Here is a 19,083-nt window from a genome sequence, read left to right as displayed (position 1 = left end):
AGGCTTTGAAAAAAGGGTGGAAGACCGGGTTCGAACCGGCGACTTCTGGTACCACAAACCAGCGCTCTAACCAGCTGAGCTACAACCACCATTTGTTTGAGCTGGCAAATTTAATACTTTATACCAATATGACAAAATAAAAAATGAATTAAATTAAATCAAAAATAGAAGATACTGCAGGACAGCGTTCTACGGTAAAACCTTCTGCATGTTCTGTATTTATGAGTCTACCTAAATTTCTAGCTCTATAAGTTACACTATCTAAGAAATTGTCACTAGAGATAGGAGTAGAGGGTTCGTCGCTATTTTCATTAAAAAACTGTGATTTATAAGCCTTTACGGAAGCAACTTTTGTATCTATATAACCTGTAATGTCTACGATAACATCGGGTTCAATGTCCATCCATTGAATGTAATGTAAAATTAATCTAGGACGCCATGGTTTTTGATGATTACCTTGGTAAGTGGTTTCTATTTTTCTAAGACCGCTTAAAAAACAAGAATCGCTCACCAATTGACTTCCCTTGCCGTGATCAATGTGTCTATCTTTAATAGCATTACATAAAATAACATCGGGACGATACTTTCTAATAATTTTTATAATTTCTAATTGATGAGCTATGTTATTGATAAAAAAACCATCACTAAACTCTAAGTTTTCTCGCATAGAAACCCCTAAAATTTCAGCGGCATCTTTGGCTTCTTGATCTCTAATTTCAGCAGTTCCTCTGGTGCCAAGTTCGCCACGGGTTAAGTCTAAAATTCCAACTTTCTTGCCTTGGGCTATTTCTTTAGCAATAGTTCCGCTACAGCTTAATTCAACATCATCGGGGTGAGCTCCTATGGCTAAAATATCTAATTTCATGCAGTGGTTTTTTGTGTAAGTTGTTTAATTTTTATATTAAATGCGGCGAAAAGTAAAGTCATAAACGGACTTAAGTAATTGAATATAGCATATACAAAATAACTTGCTACAGGAACTCCTAACACTCCGCTATGATAAGCTCCGCAGGTATTCCATGGTATCAACACAGAGGTAACGGTTCCCGAGTCTTCTAGGGTTCTACTTAAATTTTCAGGTGCTAAACCTTTATCTTTGTAGGCTTTTGCAAACATTTTCCCAGGAACTACTATAGCTAAGTACTGATCTGAAGCAGTAGCATTCAGCGCAAGACAGCTAATTACGGTACTGCTAAATAACCCAAATGTGGTATGAAACATTTGAAGTAAAGCCTGACTTATTCTTGATAAAGCTCCTATTGCATCCATAATTCCGCCAAAGGTCATAGCGCAAATAATTAACCAAATTGTTCCTAGCATACCTCGCATACCACCAGAGGAGAATAAATCGTTTAAAGCTTCATTAGAAGTTTCAATTTGGGTATCTACAGTAATAGCATTCATAATCCCTTTGTAGGCACTTTCTACTGTTAATTGAGTGCTTCCAGCAATTTCTGCCACAATATTTGGTTGAAAAATAAGGCTGGCTGCAGCCGCTAATAATGTTCCTAGTAACAATGCAATTAAGGGAGGTGTCTTTCTTATGATAAGAAAAATCACCAATGCAGGAACTACAAATAACCAAGGGGAAATATTGAAAGCAGCATCAATAGAGTTTAAAATTGAATCAGTATCAGCAACCCCTTCAGTTTCTAGGTTCAAACCAATAACTATAAAAATAATAAGGGTAACAACTATAGAAGGAACGGTAGTGTATAACATATATCTTATGTGGGTAAACAAATCTGTTCCAGCCATAGCAGGAGCGAGATTGGTTGTGTCACTAAGAGGAGAAAGCTTATCTCCAAAATAAGCTCCAGATAAAATTGCTCCTGCGGTCATGCCTAAAGGAATTCCCAAGGCTTCTGCAATCCCTATCAATGCAATCCCTACAGTTGCTGAAGTAGTCCAACTACTTCCGGTTGCAACCGAAATAACTGAACATATCACTACGCAAGCTGCAAGAAAAATAGTAGGATTTAAAATCTGTAATCCATAATAAATCATAGTAGGAATAATACCACTTACAAGCCACGTTCCTGCGAGAGCTCCCACCATTAATAAAATTAAAATAGCTCCAGAGGTAGATTTGATATTTTGAGAGACTTCCTCTACCATAGTATCGTAAGAGGTGTTGGTGAAATGACCAACAATAGCAGCTACCGCTGCACCCATAAGTAATATAAATTGATTCGATCCGCTAAGGGCATCATCTCCAAAAACAAATACATTATAGGCAAGCATACCTACTAGTGCGATGACGGGGAGCAATGCAGCGCCAATGCTTATGTTATTTTTTATAATGTTTTGATTGTTAGGGTCGGAAGTTTGACTATCCATAAAATGTCAATAAAATGTTAAGTTTATGACGAGTAATGTAATCAATTTTCACTTTGTGAACCAAGAAATATTCTTAGATTTTTTGAATGTTTTATAATTTTAGTCAAAATTTAGTAAGTATAATGAAGTACTTCTAAAAAAAATAATTATTATTGTATCATCCCCCGATAATATAAAATTATTTTTAAAATTATGAAAATCAACTACCTAAGTTTTTTTGTAGGTGCACTTCTTATTGTAAATTCTGCGTTTTCTCAAGTGGGAATTAACACCAATGACCCTAAAGCGCAACTCGATGTGGAAGCAGCTAATGCGGTTTCACCACAACCTTCTGATGGACTTCTTGTTCCTAGAGTGCAAACTCTACCAGCGGCAGGTGCAGACCAACACAGTATGATAATTTATTTAACTAATACAATAGGTGTTTTTACTCCGGGTTTTTATTATTGGGATGAAAATGCTTCTAACTGGATATCTTTTGGAGGTGGAGCAACAGTAACCACCGGTGATTATTGGGATTTAGAAGGGAATACGGGGACAAATAGTGCAACTGATTTTATTGGAACTTTAGATAATGAAGATTTTGTAATTAGAACTAATAATCAGTCTAGACTGAGAGTGTCTACGAAGTCTCAACTTGAGTTTTTAAACACAGGGAATTCTGTATTTATTGGTTTAAACTCAGGTGAAAATGATGATTTGTCTTCTAATCAAAATACATATGTGGGAACCCAGTCAGCTCAAGCTAATACGTCAGGGAGTTCTAATACGGTAATAGGTTATCAAGCACTTAGAAATAACTCTATAGGTTCAAATAACACCATTATTGGATCTCAATCATTTGCTTTAGCTAGCAATGCAGAAAATAATATAGCTATTGGAGCAGGGGCAGGAGCCTTTGCAGGTTTCTTTGGATCTCCTGGCAGTAATCTACTTTATATTGAACCATCGACGACAAATAGCCCATTAATTGGAGGGAACTTTTCTACTAATAGAGTAGGCGTAAATCGAGATGTAAATAATCTAACTCACACTTTAACTGTTGGGGGAAATGTATTTGCTCAATCAGGTTTCTTTACAGGAGCAGGAGGAAGTTATCCAGACTACGTATTTCAACAATATTTTGAAGGAGAGTCTTCTATTTTGCCATCCTATGAATTTAAAACTTTAGAGGAAGTAGAGCAATTCATTAAAGCTCATGGTCATTTACCAGGAGTGAAATCTTATAATGAAGTAAAAGAAAATAATTTTAATATTGAATTAAGTGCGACTTCAATTAAAAACTTGGAGAAAATTGAAGAGTTATTTCTATATTCAATTGAGTTAAATAGTAAAGTAAAATCTCAAGCTAAAGAATTGCAAGAGAAAGATTCTCAAATTGATGATTTAGAACAAAGAATTGAGCGTCTTGAAAAATTAATATTAGCGAAAAAAGGATAGGGTTCGACGAATATTCTTATAATTAAAAAAGCCTCTTAGAAATAAGAGGCTTTTTTAATGTGGTTACTTTATTATAATACCCCAACTTCTTCCATGCAGCTTTTCATCACTTGGAAGGTGCGATCAATATGATTATCGAGGCCAATCGAAAAACGTATAAGTCCGTCGCTGAGCCCCATTTCTTCTTGTTCGTTTTCAGGTATTTCTGAAGAAGTAGATGTTCCCGGGGCGCTGAATAAGGTTTTGTAGAATCCTAAGCTTACAGCGAGATAGCCTAAATTTCTTTCTTGCATAAGTTCCATTAGTGTATTAGCTTTATCTAAAGATCCTACATCGACTGTCAGCATTCCTCCAAAACCATATTCTTCATTCATCATTTCTTTAAATAGTTGATGACCTTTATGTGTTGAAAGACCAGGGTAAACAGTTCTCAGACCTAATTCTTCAAACTTTTTAGCTAAATACATAGCGTTTTCACTATGCTTGTGCATTCTTAGGTGAAGTGTTCTTAGGTTTTTTAATATGGAAGCAGATCTAAAACTATCCATAGTTGATCCTAAAAGCATGCAAGCTCCATCGTTTACATTTCTTAGTTCATCTATAAATTCCGCGGAAGCGCAAACAACCCCACCTACGGTGTCACTACTACCATTAATAAATTTAGTAAGAGAATGGATAACTACATCTGCACCTAATTGAGAAGGGGTGATAGAAAGCGGAGAAAAAGTATTGTCAACTACCAATTTTAAATCGTATTTTTTAGCTAAGGCCGCTAACGCTGATAAATTTGCTATTTCTAATAAAGGGTTGCTTACAGTTTCACAATAAAGAATCTTGGTTTTAGGGGTAATTGCCGCCTCTACAGCTTCGAGCTTTGTAATATCTACAAATGAAGTTTTAATATTCATTTTAGGGAGAAAATTTTTCATAAAAGCATAGGTTCCTCCGTAAATGGTTCGGCTTGAGACAATATGATCTTCGCTATTACACAATTGCATTAAAACCGGTGTGATTGCTCCCATTCCACTAGCTGTTACGGTAGCAGATTCTGTAGCCTCCATGGCTGCAAGGGCTTCTCCTAGATATAAGTTACTCGGACTCGAGTGTCGAGAGTATAAATAACAACCTTCCGCATTTCCTTCAAAAGTATCGAACATAGTTTTGGCAGAAAGAAAAGTATAGGTAGAAGAATCGGATATGGAGGGATTTACACCTCCAAATTCCCCGAAATATTGTAAATCTTGAATTTTATCAGCAGGTTTATATTTCATCTTAATAGAGTTTAGTTAATTATCATACTAAATTCTACTTTAATTAAATAATTATCAAGCTTTATGTGATAGCTTAGAATATAATTCTATTAATTAAAAATTTTACAGAATTATTATTTATATTAGTAGAAACACAAGGAAGGTAACCGAATTTTATTCAGATGATAACACTAGACACCATAGACAAGAAGCTGATAGGTTACCTACAGCAAGATGCTAAAAAGACAACAAAAGAATTATCATTTTTATTAGGTCTGTCAAATACAGCTGTTTATGAGCGCATTAAAAAGCTAGAACGCCAACAAGTAATCACCAATTACGTAGCCTTAATAGATAAGGAGAAGGTAGAAAAGAATTTTATGGTGCTATGTCATATAAAACTCAATCAGCACCTTAAAAATAATATACTTCAATTTGAAAAAGAAATTTTAAAACTAGAAGAAGTATTAGAGTGCCATCATGTAAGTGGAGATTATGATTATATCATCAAGGTATTTGTAAAAAATATGGATGCTTATCGCAAATTTTTAGTGGAAAAACTAACCGTAATATCAGGGATAGGAAGTACGCAAAGTACATTTGTGATTAATGAAGTGAAAAACACAACACATATTGTACTTTAAAATTCTGAGTAATTTAACAATCCTTTTCCACATCTACCTTGTTCATTGAATTAGATATCGTATTTTTGTGAACGTTTTTCAACTCAACAAAAACTAAATTATGAGCACTTACGATGTAGCAGTGATAGGTTCGGGCCCTGGAGGTTACGTAGCCGCCATACGCTGTGCACAATTAGGATTAAAAACTGCAATTATAGAAAAATATGCCACAATGGGTGGTACCTGCCTTAACGTAGGCTGTATCCCGTCTAAGGCATTATTAGATTCTTCACACCATTACGAAGACGCCCTAAAACATTTTGAAGATCACGGAATCGAAATTCCAGGAGAGGTAAAACTTAACCTAGAGAAGATGATGAGCCGTAAGGCATCTGTGGTAGATCAAACTACAAAAGGGATAGCGTTTTTAATGGATAAAAATAAAATCGATACTTTTCAAGGTATTGGTTCTTTCAAAGATAAAACTCATATCAATATCGCTTCCGCGGAAGGGGAAGATCAAACGATAGAGGCAAAGCATACTATTATTGCTACAGGAAGTAAACCAGCTTCTTTACCTTTTATTGATATTGATAAAGAAAGAGTTATTACTTCTACCGAAGCTTTAAAATTAAAAGAAGTACCTAAACACATGCTTGTTATTGGTGGTGGAGTTATAGGTTTAGAGTTAGGTCAAGTATATAAGAGATTAGGTGCAGATGTAACGGTAATCGAATATATGGACCGTATCATCCCAACTATGGATGCTGCCCAAAGTAAGGAGCTTACTAAAGTGATGAAAAAGCAGAAAGTTAAATTTGCAGTTTCTCATAAAGTAACTTCTGTAGAAAATACAGGTGATGAAGTTGTAGTAAAAGCTACAGACAAAAAAGGTAAAGAAGTAGAGTTTAAAGGAGATTACTGCCTAGTTTCTGTAGGAAGAAAACCTTTTACCAATGGTTTAGCAGCAGATAATGCAGGTGTAAAATTAAATGACCGCGGACAAGTAGAGGTGAACGAACATTTGCAAACTAATGTAGAGAACATCTATGCTATTGGAGATGTGATAAAAGGTGCAATGCTAGCGCATAAAGCCGAAGAAGAAGGTGTTTTTGTTGCTGAAACTATTGCAGGACAAAAACCACATATAGATTATAACCTTATTCCAGGAGTAGTTTATACTTGGCCAGAAGTAGCTTCTGTAGGAAAAACTGAAGAGCAATTAAAAGAAGATAAGATAGAATATACCTCAGGTCAATTTCCTATGCGTGCTTTAGGACGTTCTAGAGCAAGTGGAGATACAGACGGATTTGTAAAAATCTTAACCAATAAAGAAACCGATGAGGTTTTAGGAGTTCATATGGTAGGAGCCCGTGTAGCGGATTTAATAGCTGAAGCGGTAACTGCAATGGAGTTTAGAGCTAGCGCTGAAGATATTTCTCGTATGAGCCACGCACACCCAACTTACGCCGAAGCTGTAAAAGAAGCAGCATTAGCAGCTACAGGTAATCGTGCCTTACACGTATAATACATATAAATAGGGAGTTGTAATTAAGTTCTCTATTCTTAAAAAAAATCCGAATCTTATTGATTCGGATTTTTTTATTTTTAGAAGATTAGATAAAATACATAATGTATACTAAGGATACTATAGAGATAATTACCCAAAGAGAAACCCCTAAAATTATGGGTTTGGCTCCGCTTTCTTTTATGGAGGTAAATGTTAGTCCGGCACCAACCAGGAATAAGGTTAAAATTAATAACTGCTTAGAAATTTGAGGAATACTAAAACTCATCCAATCAGGTAAATTGAGATAAGAATTTGCAATTACCGCTATTACGAACAATAAGATAAACCAAGGAATCTTAATGGAGTTAGCTTTTCCTTTAAAAAGAAACATAGAGAATATAGATAAAGGAATAATCCATAAGGCTCTACTTAATTTAACAGTCACAGCAATATCTAAAGCTTCTTCCCCGTAAGCTAACGCAGCACCTACTACAGAACTTGTATCATGTATTGCAATAGCACTCCATAAACCAAAATCTTTTTGAGATAAATCTAATTGGTGACCTAAGAACGGGAAAATAAAAATAGCTAGAGCATTTAAAAAAAACACTACCCCTAAGGCAATAGAAATCTCTTTTTCTTTGGCTTTAATCACAGCAGATACTGCAGCGATGGCACTACCGCCACAAATCGCAGTTCCTGATGCAATTAAATAAGAGATTACCCTGTCTAACTTTAAAGCTTTACCTATAAAATAACCTAAAATTAATGTGGAACTAATGGTGATAATGGTTAATAGCAAACCTTCTTTACCAACTTCTAAACTTTTATTTAAATCCATGCCAAACCCTAAACCTATAACTGAAAGTTTTAAAAGCCATTTAACAATTTGTCTACTTAAATTAGGAAAAGGGTTGTACAATAGATTGGTCAGTAAAAATCCCATTAATAATGCGATAGGAGAAGATATAAATGAAGTTAGACATAAGATAGCGGCGATTATAAATACTGCTTTTATGTAAATAGGCTTTAATTTTGTAAGCATGATTGTTTGTTTTATGCTTACAAAGGTCAAGTAAATTATAGCTTATAGATCAATCAAAAAAGTGATAGGTTATAACCTGTTGTTATGAGTGGTGTAAAAGAATTTTTTTATTTGATTGATAAATAAAGAGCGTTCCCCTTGTAGCGAAGCAAAATATAAAGGGCGTTTTATATCAAAATTTTTAATATCAACGACTTGTAATTGTTGGTGCTTTAAATCTTCAAAAATTGAAAAAATTGAAACAAAAGCATAACTAGAAGTAGCATATAAATATAATTTTATACTTTCAGTGCTACCCAAAACCATATCTATATTTAAATCCTTTTTATTAATTCCAGCTTCTGCTAAACGAGTTTCTAAAATTGATCGAGTTCCAGAACCTTCCTCTCTAATAACTAATGGAAGCTTACAAAGGTCTTTTAAGTTTATAGTAGAGGGTATTTCTTTTTTAACGTTGGTAACCAGTACCAGTTCGTCATCTAAGAATTTCTCATAAGTTAATAATGGGTTGTGATTGTTACCTTCTATAAGTGCAAATGAAAGCAAATGTTTTTCAATTTTGCGTTCGATTTGTGTAGAGTTATCATTCGTAAGAGAAAACTGAGTATCTGGATAATGTTTCTTTAATTCGGCTAAGGTAGGAGGGGCGATATATTGGGCTATAGTTGTGCTAGCGCCAATGTCTACTTTCTTAGGTAGTTTATCTTGAAGTTTTAAAAAATGATTTTCAGTTTCATTGTATAGAGTTAAGATCTTTTCGGAATAGAATACAAGGTCTCGTCCAGCTGGGGTAATTGTAATTCCGTTTTTTTGTCTTTCAAATAACTTCACTTCATATTGTTTTTCTAACTCTTTAATATGCTTAGAAACGGCAGGTTGAGAGAGGTATAAATTTTTTGAAGCCTGAGAAAAACTTAGGGTTTTTGCTACTTCCGTAAAGACACGTAATCTAAAATCCATCTAATATAATTCTAACCTATAAAATTAAGTATTTTAAAAGGAATAGATTTGTGTATTCAAGCAAAATGAAGTTATTTTAAACTTTAATATATCTTATGCGTAAAATCTTAGTTTTTGCAGGTTCAAGTAGTTCAAAGTCTATAAATCATGCGTTGGTATCTTCAGTCGCGAATCAAATTGTGGGTCATGATGTAGAAATAATTCGGTTAAGCGATTATGAATTGCCAATGTACGGGATAGATTCAGAGATAAATGAAGGTTTTCCTCTCAATTTAACCCGAATAAAAAATAAGATCGATAAAGCAGACGCCCTAATAATTTCGGTTAACGAACATAACGGAAGCATTTCTAGTTTCTTTAAAAATATATTAGATTGGCTTTCTCGTATGGAGCTAAAGTTTTTAGCAGGAAAAAAAGTATTATTAATGAGTACTTCTCCAGGTAGAAGAGGAGCTGCATCTGCATTAGCGTATACAGAATCTGTATTACCAAGGTTTGGAGCAGAAGTAGTTTCTAGTTTTAGTTTTCCCTCATTTAATGAAAATTTTGATGTAAATAATCAAAAAACCATTGATGAAACTCTACAATTGGGGATCATAGATACGTTATCTAATTTTATACAAGAAATAGAAGGTTAAGTGCGCACGGTTAAAACGTTTATTTTAGAAAATGTCTTAGAATTTAAACAGAGATTACTACAGTGGAGTCAGTCTTATGAAGAGATAATTTGGTTAGATTCTAACACATACAATAATCAAATAGAGTATGAAGCAATACTGGCTGTAGAGGCTATTACGGCTTTAAAAACCGATGCAAAACAAGCTTTTGATAAACTGGAAGAATATCAAATAACTACTCAAGATTATCTTTTTGGATACCTTAGCTACGATTTAAAAGAAGCTACAGAAAATCTTACTTCAAAAAACTTTGATGGTCTTCATTTTCCAGATCTTTACTTTTTTCAACCTAAAAAAATTATTAAGGTTAAGGATAATAGAGCTGAATTTCTTTATCTAAAAATGGTTGATGACGAAATAGAGGAAGATTATAATTCTATAAATGCATTAACAACTCCGCCAACTATTTCAAAAGAAACTACAATATTTACACCCAGAATTTCTAAAGAGAATTACCTAGAAAAAGTAGGTAAAATGAAAGATCACATACAAAGAGGCGATATTTATGAGGCTAATTTTTGTCAGGAGTTTTATATTGAAAATCAAGAAATAGATCCCTTACAGAGTTATCTAGAACTTAATGAAATCTCAAGTCCGCCCTTTGCGGCATTCCTTCGTCTAGAAGAGCATTATGCTTTATCTGCAAGTCCAGAACGTTACATCAAAAAAAAGGAGAGAAAAATCATTTCTCAGCCTATAAAAGGAACTGCGAAACGTTTAAATAAGCCTGAAGAAGATGAAATATTAAAGTCAAATCTTCAAATAGACCCTAAGGAGATTGCCGAAAATGTTATGATTGTAGATTTGGTGAGAAACGATCTTTCAAAAACAGCTTTCCGCGGAAGCGTAAACGTAGATGAACTTTGTAAACTTTACACTTTTAAGCAAGTTCACCAACTTATTTCTACAGTAAGTTCGCAAATTAGAGAAGACGTTACACCAGTTGAGGTGCTTAAAACCACTTTTCCTATGGGAAGTATGACGGGAGCTCCCAAGGTTTCTGCCATGAAAATTATTGAAGAATTAGAAGAAACCAAACGCGGATTGTACAGCGGAAGTATTGGTTATTTTACTCCCGATGGAGATTTTGATTTTAATGTAGTTATTCGTAGCATTTTATACAATGATCATCAAAAATATACCTCGTGTTCTGTAGGAAGCGCTATAACGATTCAATCGATTCCAGAAAATGAATATGAAGAATGCTTAGTAAAAGTTAAAGCTTTAAAAGAAGCGATAAGAGTTTGACTTTGGTAGGTCAAATTTTCTAAGTAAATGTTATCTTTGGGAAGCAAAAAACTCTTAGGCTTTAATGCAACACCGTTTTTCTACCCATATACAAGAAAAGTTTTCTTTTTTATTTCAGCAAAAAGTAATTTTGGCCATTAGTGGCGGGGTGGATAGTGTGGTGTTAGCTCATTTATTAGCTCAAAATAATGTAGAAGTTGCTTTAGCTCATTGCAATTTTCGCTTACGCGGAAAAGAAAGCAAAGCCGATGAAGAATTCGTTGAAAAATTAGCTGATGAATTGAATTTTCCAGTTTACGTTCAACATTTTGATACTCAAAAATTTGCCGAAGAACGCTCACTTTCTATACAAATGGCGGCACGCGATTTACGTTATGCTTGGTTTGATGAACTGTGTAATCAACTTGGCTATTCTTATATTTTAACAGCACATCATGCTAATGACAGTTGGGAAACTTTTTTAATCAATTTTACAAGAGGAACAGGGCTTTCTGGGCTTACAGGAATCCCACAGAATAATGATCGTACATACCGACCTTTATTGCCTTTCTCTAGAGAAGAAATTGTGAGTTATGCTCAAGATAACAACATAGAGTGGCGGGAAGATAGCAGTAATCAATCTAATAAATACTTTCGCAATAAAATAAGAAATGAGATATACCCTTTGTTAAAAGAGGAAAACTCTAATTTAATGAACTCTTTTCTTAGAACACAGGAACATTTACAGCAGTCTGAAGCATTACTAGAAGATTACATCACTATACTATTTTCAAAAATTGTAACCGAAACACAATTTGGGTATCATTTAAGTATCACAGAACTTAAGAAAACTCCCAATGCTAAAGCTGTGATCTATCAATTACTTAAAGATTTTGGTTTTACCGAGTGGGAAGATGTTTATCAACTTATAGAAGCTCAATCTGGAAAACGTGTATATTCTAAAACACACCAATTAGTAAAAGATCGAGATATCCTTATTTTACAAGAAATAAGTGAATCTAGCTCAAAAATTCTAAAGATAAATTATTTAGAAGATATTGATTTCAACTTAGGAAAATTAAAACAAAGTAAAGTGAGTCAAATGAAAGAGTTTGACAAGAATGTAGCATATTTTCCATTAGAACTTCTTAAATTCCCGCTTCAATTGAGAAAATGGAAGTCAGGAGATTATTTTTATCCTTTTGGAATGAAAGGAAAGAAAAAAATAAGCGATTACTTAATAAATGAGAAAATTCCGGTAACGGAAAAAGAGAACATCTGGGTTTTATGTAATGAGAATGATATTATTTGGATTGTCAACCATAGAACCAACGAAAAATATAGAATTAAACCAACCCAAACTATACTTAAATTTACCTTAACCACATGAGACTATTTTTAACCCTATTTATTGCTCTTATAAGTTTTGGGCAATCCTTTGCTCAATTTCCGGGATCTGGGCTCCAAGAAACCAAAACACCTGTAGAGTGGGAAGGCAGCGTGAACCAGCTTTCTGATGAAGAATATGAATTGATTTTTGATGCAGAAATTGAAAAAGAATGGCATATTTATTCACAGTTTACGCCAGACGGAGGGCCAATTCCCATGATGTTTGAATTTGTAGATGCTGAGGAAAACTATGAAGCAGAAGGAGATGCAAAAGAAAGTGAAACCAAAAGAGCATTTAATGAAACTTTTGGAGTTGATGAAATCTATTTTGAAAAAAATGCTACGTTTACTCAACCTATAACACTTATTAATAAAGAAGTTGACCTCATTAAAGTACAGCTTTTTTATCAAGTTTGTAAAGAAGTTTGTATTAATGAAGAATACTATTTTGTGTTCAATTTAAAAGATAAATCGGCTAAAGTTTTCACCAATTTTGATGAATTTGAAGCTTATAGTTTAGACGATAACTCTGCAAAAGAAGAAGTAAGCGGAGATAAACCTGTAATTTCTGAAAGATTACAAAAAGAAGAAGCTAAAGTAGATCGTGGCATTTTCACTATTTTTTGGGTAGCATTTCTTTCTGGCTTTGTAGCATTATTAACACCGTGTGTATTCCCAATGATTCCTATGACGGTTGGTTTTTTTACTAAACAAAGTAAAACCAAAGCAAAAGGAGTTAGAAATGCATTGATTTACGGATTTTTCATCGTTATCATATATGTGCTTTTAGGTACGCTGGTTACTGCTATTTTTGGAGCAGATGCTTTAAATGCACTCTCAACTAACGTTACTTTTAATATTATTTTCTTTGTCTTATTGTTGATTTTTGCCGCATCATTTCTTGGTGCTTTTGAAATTATGCTACCTAATTCTTGGGCTAATAAAGTAGACCGTCAAGCGGATAGAGGAGGGATTGTTGGTATTTTCTTTATGGCCTTGGCTTTAGCAATCGTATCATTTAGTTGTACCGGACCTATTGTAGGAACATTATTAGTAGAAGCAGCATCTAAAGGAGGATTAGCACCAATTATAGGAATGTTAGGTTTTTCATTAGCCATAGCAATTCCATTTGCACTATTTGCGATGTTCCCAGGATGGATGAATACTTTACCAAAATCGGGAGGCTGGCTAAATACTGTAAAAGTAGTATTAGGATTTTTAGAACTTGCTTTAGCTTTTAAATTCTTGTCGCAAGCCGATTTAGTTTTAGATGCACATTGGTTAGAGCGTGAAGTATTTTTAGCCATTTGGATAGCGGTATTTGGTACACTTGCACTTTACCTTTTCGGAAAAATTACTTTACCACACGACTCTCCAATCACTCATATTTCAGTGGGGAGATTGTCTTTAGGTTTAGTAATTTTATCTTTTACCATTTATTTAATCCCAGGTCTTTGGGGAGCACCTTTAAAGTTAATTAGTGGTTTCCCACCACCAATGAATTATAGCGAATCACCTTACGGAGTTGGATTCACTAAGACGGGCGGAAATTCTACCACTTATAATGAATCTGACTTTCCCGAGCATGCAGAATTAGGTCCGCATGACATTCTTGCTTTTCTGGATTATGAAGCAGGTTTGGCTTACGCTAAAAAAGAAGGAAAGCCAGTAATGATAGATTTTACAGGAAAAGCTTGTATTAACTGTCGTAAAATGGAAGAAAGAGTGTGGAGTGAACCACAAATTTTAGGAAAGTTAAAAAATGATTTGGTTATTATTTCACTTTACGTGGATATAAAAGAAAAATTGCCTGAAGAAGAACAATACACAAGTGAAACTACGGGTAAAAGAATACGCACTGTGGGTAATAAGTGGAGTGATTTTCAAATTGAACGATACGGGGTAAATGCTCAACCTTACTATGTTTTAATAGATCATAATGAAGAAATGTTAAATCAACCTGCATCTTATATGCCAGATGTAGATGAATACGAAGCTTGGCTAAAAGAAGGAATAGCAAATTTTAAATAGTCATTTATACTTAATATAAAAAAAGCCTCTAAATTTAATTTAGAGGCTTTTTTTATAACTTTTTAAATACAATTGATTTTATTCTTTACAAGGAATTAAAGGAACACCACTCACCGAAAAACTTAATTGGTCTACTAAAACATAAAAATCTTCAGTATTGGTATAAAGCTCTATTGGTTTGCTTATCGATTGTGCTTCTAATGTTTTTCTCTTATTGGTTAAAAAATCAGTTTCATTTTCCGTTAAGGCATAATTAAACGTAACGAGTTGATTATAGTTGTTTTTAAATTGTAATTCCCATAGTTGACGCTTTCCTACATTATTCACTTTCTTTAATTTAAAAAGAATATTATCATAACAGTTCGTCGATGTCCATTCTTGAGAAGAATCTTCCATTATAGAAGGAGAGAAAGTGAGGCTAGATAGAAATATAAAACTTAACGCAATAAAAGATAAAAATTTCATGTTAAAAACATTTAAGGTTGTAGTTAGTTAGATTTCATCAAAAACCCTTCCGCTTTTTTTATTTTCCTTTAAAGCAGGTTCAATAACTTTTGGCGCAGTTTTACCCACATCAAAAAAGCTAACAAGCTGTAAACCTCTTTTATAATCAATATGTATGGTATCTTTATCTACTTGAGAATCGCGATACCTGTTAAGAGTGAAAATATTTTCTTTGTCACTTTCTAGACTAACCCTTGCATAACTTATGGTGGCGGGTAAACTTTGCCAGTTTCTGGTATCAGCTTTTTCGGTGATAGCTCCAGCAGCATCCGCGCTTACTTTAACTATATCTTTAGCATCTTCACCTAATAATTGCTTAGCAAGAGAACTTAGGCCAGCACTGGTTGCTTTTTTGGTAGTTAATCTAACAGCCATGTCTATTACCTCTCTTAACATTCGGTCTTGTAAACACTGCCTAGCAATGGGGTAATAATCTTCTACAGTTTCAAATGGAATTTCTTGGTTATTTGTAGAAACAGATCCTGCTACATAATAACTTTCTCTCTCTATATATTTAGGAATAGCTAAAGAAGTAATTCCTACATTTAACCCTGGAGGAATGGGTAAGAAAAATGAACCATACTCATCATTAATTGAAACAAATGCATTTTCTACTAAGGTGAGTTGAGTTTGATCTTTTGCTGGTCCTAGACCGTTTTCCCAGAAAATTATAGCTTCTGCCGGTTGATACACAATTTCATTTTCCGGAATTTTAAATTTATTCTGATAAAAATTATATTCTTCAGTAAAACCTAGAACCTTAGCGGTTCTTAGTAAATCTTTTTGTAATTGATAGGGTAGAGAAACTTCATAGTAAACACCATCATTTTCTAAATATAAATTAGCCGCATTCCGATAAGCTATAAACGCATTATTGATATCACCTGTCGCTTCATATAATAAACCTTGGAGTATTTGAGCAAAGGCGTCTTCTGTATATTTGTTTTTATTTTTTTTATAACGCTGGTTGAGTTGATTCAACTTTATGTTGATTCTTTTAGCCTCTACCAAAGCTTCATTAGGCATACCAAGTTGAAAATAATTAAGTGCCATATAATAATGTATAGTCACTTTTTCAAAATCCTCTCCTTTGTATGGTTTTGCCATAGGATTGGTTAGGTTAGAAGCAATCGCCTGCCCAACATTAGATTGAATTTGATTTTCTATAAGCGTATAAGCTTTTTCGAAGAGTACATTACTTTTTTCAAAATTACCAAGCATATGTTCTACCTTACCTTTTTCCATAAGATAAAGTAACTCGTTTCTATTTTTACTAAGAAACTTATTATCTTCAATTACTTGAAGTGCTGCTGAAAAATTTTGATTGACAAGATTTTGTTCTAAACCTATAATCCTGTCATTATAAGTAACTCCGCAAGAATTCAAAATACAAATTAGAATTCCTGCAGAGCAATAAGTTAACCACTTGCGTGTTAATTTTAGCATAGAAAAATGCTTATTTAATCATTTTTTTAATCTTCTTGTCACCAATCCATACTTTTTCGTTGGTTTCAATATTGGTAAGTTCTAAGTCAACTTGATAATAAACAGTTTTATCTCTTTTATACTCATCTACAATAGAGTTGATAGTACCTTGTAACATAAAATCTGCTCCTTGCTCTAATCCAAATTGTTTCATAGAAGAGGCAGAAGAGTAATTTTGTTGATCGGCTCTTTCTGCTCTTAATTCTTCTCGCATTGCACCAGCTTGTACCAATCTCATTCTATCATTATTAATAATAGCTTTCTCGATATCTTTAGAAAAAGTTTCTGTTGCAATATGTTCATGAGATTTATTGGTAATCATTCCAACAATAATGACAGGTCGGTCTCCTACATTCTGAGCCGTGTAGGTATTATACCAAGAATGCATCATCATCTCTTGAGTAATTTCTTCAGCCGTAAGTCGTGAGTCTGTGTCGTTCCATTTTCCGCTAATATCAGTAACGGTATCCTCACTCATGCGAGTTACTTGGCGACCACAGCTTATGGTGGTTAAAACTAAAAGAAGTGATAAAGAGCAAATAGAAAAGTATTTTTTCATAATATTTAATTAATGGTTTTCGTACCGACTAATTTAGACATTATTTAAAAAATTATAACCTATGTTTTTAAATTTTATATTTCTGAAATAGAGTTATTTAGATATTTACAAGATTTCGATAGTCTTTTTCTCTGTATAAATTATAGTATCTTTAAGCGATTTCTTAAAAAAATAACTGAATGAAAGCCAAATTAAATTTATTAGTCCTACTGTTTGTAAGTGTTTTATCTTTTCAAGTGTATGCCCAAGAAAATGATTATAACATTAGAGATCATTACGTAAAACAAGAAGTTGATATAGAAATGAGAGATGGTATAAAATTGCATACTACCATTTACTCTCCAAAAGACACTTCTAAAGAATACCCTATCATTATGCAGAGAACGCCTTATAGTTCTCGTCCTTATGGTGAAGATCAATTTCGTTCAAAAATAGGACCTAATGAGTTTTTAATGAAAGAAGGAAATATAATCGTTTATCAAGATGTACGCGGACGTTGGATGAGTGAAGGAACTTATGATAATATGCGTGCTTACATTCCCAATAAAAAAGGAAAAGAAATTGATGAAGCTAGTGATACCTATGACACTATAGAATGGTTAATTAATAATGTAGAAAATAACAATGGTAGAGTAGGGACATGGGGAATTTCATATCCTGGTTTTTATGCTACTTATTCTTTACTTTCAGAACATCCAGCTTTAAAAGCTGCATCTCCACAAGCATGTATTGGTGATTTCTTTTTTGATGATTTTCATCACAATGGTGCTTATTTATTAAGCTATTGGAGAGCAACAGCACTTTTTGGTTATCAGCAAGAAGGTCCAACAGATAAAAACTGGTTTCAATTTCCAAAGTTAGATAGCAAGGATCAATACCAATTCTTCTTAGAGAATACACCCATCAGTCAGTTAGATGAATACTATAAAGAAGATAATATATTCTGGCAGCAGTTAAAAGACCATCCAAATTACGATGAGTTTTGGCAAAAAAGAGGAATCATTCAGCATTTAGGTGAAGTGAAAATTAAGCCTGCCGTTATGGTGGTAGGAGGACTTTTTGATGCAGAAGATCTTTACGGACCTTTTGAAACTTATAAAAATATAGAAGCCAATAATAAAAATTACAACACCTTAGTTTTCGGACCGTGGAGTCATGGAGACTGGGCTAGAAATAAAAAAAGACAAGCGATAGGAAATGTATATTTTGGAGATGATATTTCTCTCAACTACCAAAAAAACGTAGAAACTAGATTTTTTAATCACTTTTTAAAAGGGAACGGAAAGCATAAAGAATCTGCCTTAGCGGAAGCAACTATGTATGATACAGGTTTAAGAGAATGGAAGACTTATGAAAACTGGCCTCCAAAAGAAATAACCAATAAAAAGTATTATTTAGGAGAAAACCAAAAACTAAATACGCTACCAAAACCTAATCAAAAGGTAGAATTTGTGAGTGATCCTAAAAAACCTGTTCCTTATTCTGAAGATATTAAAATGGTATTTACACCAAGAAAATATATGACAGATGATCAGCGTTTTTCAGCAAGAAGACCAGATGTACTAGTTTTTGAAACTGAAGTGCTTGAAGAAGATATGACATTAGCGGGAGAAATTATGGCCAAATTAAAAGTAGCAACTACAGGAACAGCTGCAGATTGGGTTGTAAAAGTAATCGATGTTTACCCTAATGATGCTGAAGATACTGAAGAAACTCAAGAATATTTAAAAATGAGTAATTACCATATGATGGTGCGTAGTGAAGTGCTTCGTGGTAGATTTAGAGATAGTTTTGAAAATCCAAAACCATTTATAGCTAATGAAAAGACTGCAGTAAATATTAAACTTCAAGACATACACCATACGTTTAAAAAAGGACATAAGTTACAGATTCAAATTCAGAGTACTTGGTTTCCGTTAATAGACTTAAATCCGCAAACGTATGTACCCAATATTTTCAAGGCTAAAAAAGAAGATTTTAAAAAACAAACCCATACGGTTTACGGCGATTCTTCAGTAGAATTTCAGTGGTTAAAAAAGTAGT

General features: G+C 33.6%; 16 protein-coding genes and 1 tRNA gene. 8 read left to right on the top strand and 9 right to left on the bottom strand.

Going from position 1 to position 19,083, the window contains the following annotated elements; genetic code table 11:
- Nucleotides 1–14: 14 nt before the first annotated feature.
- The 3 genes from FT986_RS10610 to nhaC form a co-directional block, all read right to left on the bottom strand.
- A tRNA-His gene (locus FT986_RS10610) sits at nt 15–90 on the bottom strand.
- Between the two features lie 58 nt (nt 91–148).
- Nucleotides 149–865 carry a bacillithiol biosynthesis deacetylase BshB1 gene (bshB1, locus tag FT986_RS10605; RefSeq protein ID WP_147865026.1) on the bottom strand — a complete coding sequence of 239 codons (717 nt, stop codon included), beginning with the start codon at nt 863–865 and terminating at the stop codon, nt 149–151.
- A complete protein-coding gene (nhaC, locus tag FT986_RS10600; RefSeq protein ID WP_147865025.1) occupies nt 862–2,340 on the bottom strand; it encodes a Na+/H+ antiporter NhaC in 1,479 nt (492 codons plus the stop codon). Before nhaC ends, bshB1 begins: the two co-directional genes overlap by 4 nt.
- A gap of 192 nt (nt 2,341–2,532) precedes the next feature.
- On the opposite strand from nhaC, the gene FT986_RS10595 reads away from it, so the two are divergent.
- Nucleotides 2,533–3,780: a hypothetical protein gene (locus tag FT986_RS10595; protein WP_147865024.1), complete on the top strand. Its 1,248-nt coding sequence runs from the start codon at nt 2,533–2,535 to the stop codon at nt 3,778–3,780.
- Between the two features lie 71 nt (nt 3,781–3,851).
- Here FT986_RS10595 and FT986_RS10590 read toward each other — a convergent pair whose 3' ends face one another.
- Nucleotides 3,852–5,051: an aminotransferase class I/II-fold pyridoxal phosphate-dependent enzyme gene (locus tag FT986_RS10590; RefSeq protein ID WP_147865023.1), complete on the bottom strand. Its 1,200-nt coding sequence runs from the start codon at nt 5,049–5,051 to the stop codon at nt 3,852–3,854.
- Between the two features lie 164 nt (nt 5,052–5,215).
- Between FT986_RS10590 and FT986_RS10585 the strand changes: the two genes are divergently transcribed.
- Together FT986_RS10585 and lpdA are read left to right on the top strand one after the other, a co-directional pair.
- On the top strand, nt 5,216–5,674 hold the full coding sequence (locus FT986_RS10585) for an Lrp/AsnC family transcriptional regulator (protein ID WP_187248617.1): 459 nt from the start codon (nt 5,216–5,218) through the stop codon (nt 5,672–5,674).
- A gap of 100 nt (nt 5,675–5,774) precedes the next feature.
- The gene (gene lpdA / locus FT986_RS10580; RefSeq protein WP_147865021.1) at nt 5,775–7,181 is read left to right on the top strand and encodes a dihydrolipoyl dehydrogenase; all 1,407 of its coding nucleotides are present in this window, start codon (nt 5,775–5,777) and stop codon (nt 7,179–7,181) included.
- Between the two features lie 88 nt (nt 7,182–7,269).
- Here the strand turns inward: lpdA and FT986_RS10575 are convergent, their stop codons facing one another.
- Both FT986_RS10575 and FT986_RS10570 read right to left on the bottom strand, forming a co-directional pair.
- Nucleotides 7,270–8,208 carry a YeiH family protein gene (locus tag FT986_RS10575; protein ID WP_147865020.1) on the bottom strand — a complete coding sequence of 313 codons (939 nt, stop codon included), beginning with the start codon at nt 8,206–8,208 and terminating at the stop codon, nt 7,270–7,272.
- Nucleotides 8,209–8,277: 69 nt separating this feature from the next.
- Nucleotides 8,278–9,168 (bottom strand): LysR family transcriptional regulator, encoded by an 891-nt coding sequence (locus FT986_RS10570; protein ID WP_147865019.1) that lies wholly within the window; start codon nt 9,166–9,168, stop codon nt 8,278–8,280.
- A gap of 95 nt (nt 9,169–9,263) precedes the next feature.
- Here FT986_RS10570 and FT986_RS10565 point away from each other — a divergent pair, with 95 nt between their 5' ends.
- The 4 genes from FT986_RS10565 to FT986_RS10550 all read left to right on the top strand — a co-directional run bounded on the left by FT986_RS10565 (nt 9,264) and on the right by FT986_RS10550 (nt 14,492).
- Nucleotides 9,264–9,806 carry an NADPH-dependent FMN reductase gene (locus tag FT986_RS10565; RefSeq protein ID WP_147865018.1) on the top strand — a complete coding sequence of 181 codons (543 nt, stop codon included), beginning with the start codon at nt 9,264–9,266 and terminating at the stop codon, nt 9,804–9,806.
- Nucleotides 9,807–11,093, top strand: coding sequence for an anthranilate synthase component I family protein (locus FT986_RS10560; RefSeq protein WP_147865017.1), 1,287 nt, complete (start codon nt 9,807–9,809; stop codon nt 11,091–11,093).
- Between the two features lie 64 nt (nt 11,094–11,157).
- Nucleotides 11,158–12,462, top strand: coding sequence for a tRNA lysidine(34) synthetase TilS (gene tilS / locus FT986_RS10555; RefSeq protein ID WP_147865016.1), 1,305 nt, complete (start codon nt 11,158–11,160; stop codon nt 12,460–12,462).
- The gene (locus FT986_RS10550) at nt 12,459–14,492 is read left to right on the top strand and encodes a thioredoxin family protein (RefSeq protein ID WP_147865015.1); all 2,034 of its coding nucleotides are present in this window, start codon (nt 12,459–12,461) and stop codon (nt 14,490–14,492) included. Before tilS ends, FT986_RS10550 begins: the two co-directional genes overlap by 4 nt.
- Nucleotides 14,493–14,570: 78 nt before the next feature.
- On the opposite strand, the gene FT986_RS10545 is transcribed toward FT986_RS10550, so the two are convergent.
- From FT986_RS10545 to FT986_RS10535, 3 genes are read right to left on the bottom strand one after another with little or no spacing between them, the layout of a single operon-like run.
- A complete protein-coding gene (locus FT986_RS10545; protein WP_147865014.1) occupies nt 14,571–14,957 on the bottom strand; it encodes a hypothetical protein in 387 nt (128 codons plus the stop codon).
- A 27-nt stretch (nt 14,958–14,984) separates the two neighbouring features.
- Nucleotides 14,985–16,442 (bottom strand): COG3014 family protein, encoded by a 1,458-nt coding sequence (locus FT986_RS10540; protein ID WP_147865013.1) that lies wholly within the window; start codon nt 16,440–16,442, stop codon nt 14,985–14,987.
- Between the two features lie 10 nt (nt 16,443–16,452).
- Nucleotides 16,453–17,040 carry a penicillin-binding protein activator LpoB gene (locus FT986_RS10535; protein WP_111541600.1) on the bottom strand — a complete coding sequence of 196 codons (588 nt, stop codon included), beginning with the start codon at nt 17,038–17,040 and terminating at the stop codon, nt 16,453–16,455.
- Between the two features lie 179 nt (nt 17,041–17,219).
- Here FT986_RS10535 and FT986_RS10530 point away from each other — a divergent pair, with 179 nt between their 5' ends.
- The gene (locus tag FT986_RS10530; RefSeq protein WP_147865012.1) at nt 17,220–19,082 is read left to right on the top strand and encodes a CocE/NonD family hydrolase; all 1,863 of its coding nucleotides are present in this window, start codon (nt 17,220–17,222) and stop codon (nt 19,080–19,082) included.
- Nucleotide 19,083 lies beyond the last annotated feature (1 nt).

Source organism: Mesonia sp. K4-1 (genome assembly GCF_008017825.1).
GTDB lineage: Bacteria > Bacteroidota > Bacteroidia > Flavobacteriales > Flavobacteriaceae > Mesonia.
Note: the sequence above shows the minus strand (reverse complement) of the source record. Positions and strands in the feature narration are given on the sequence as shown.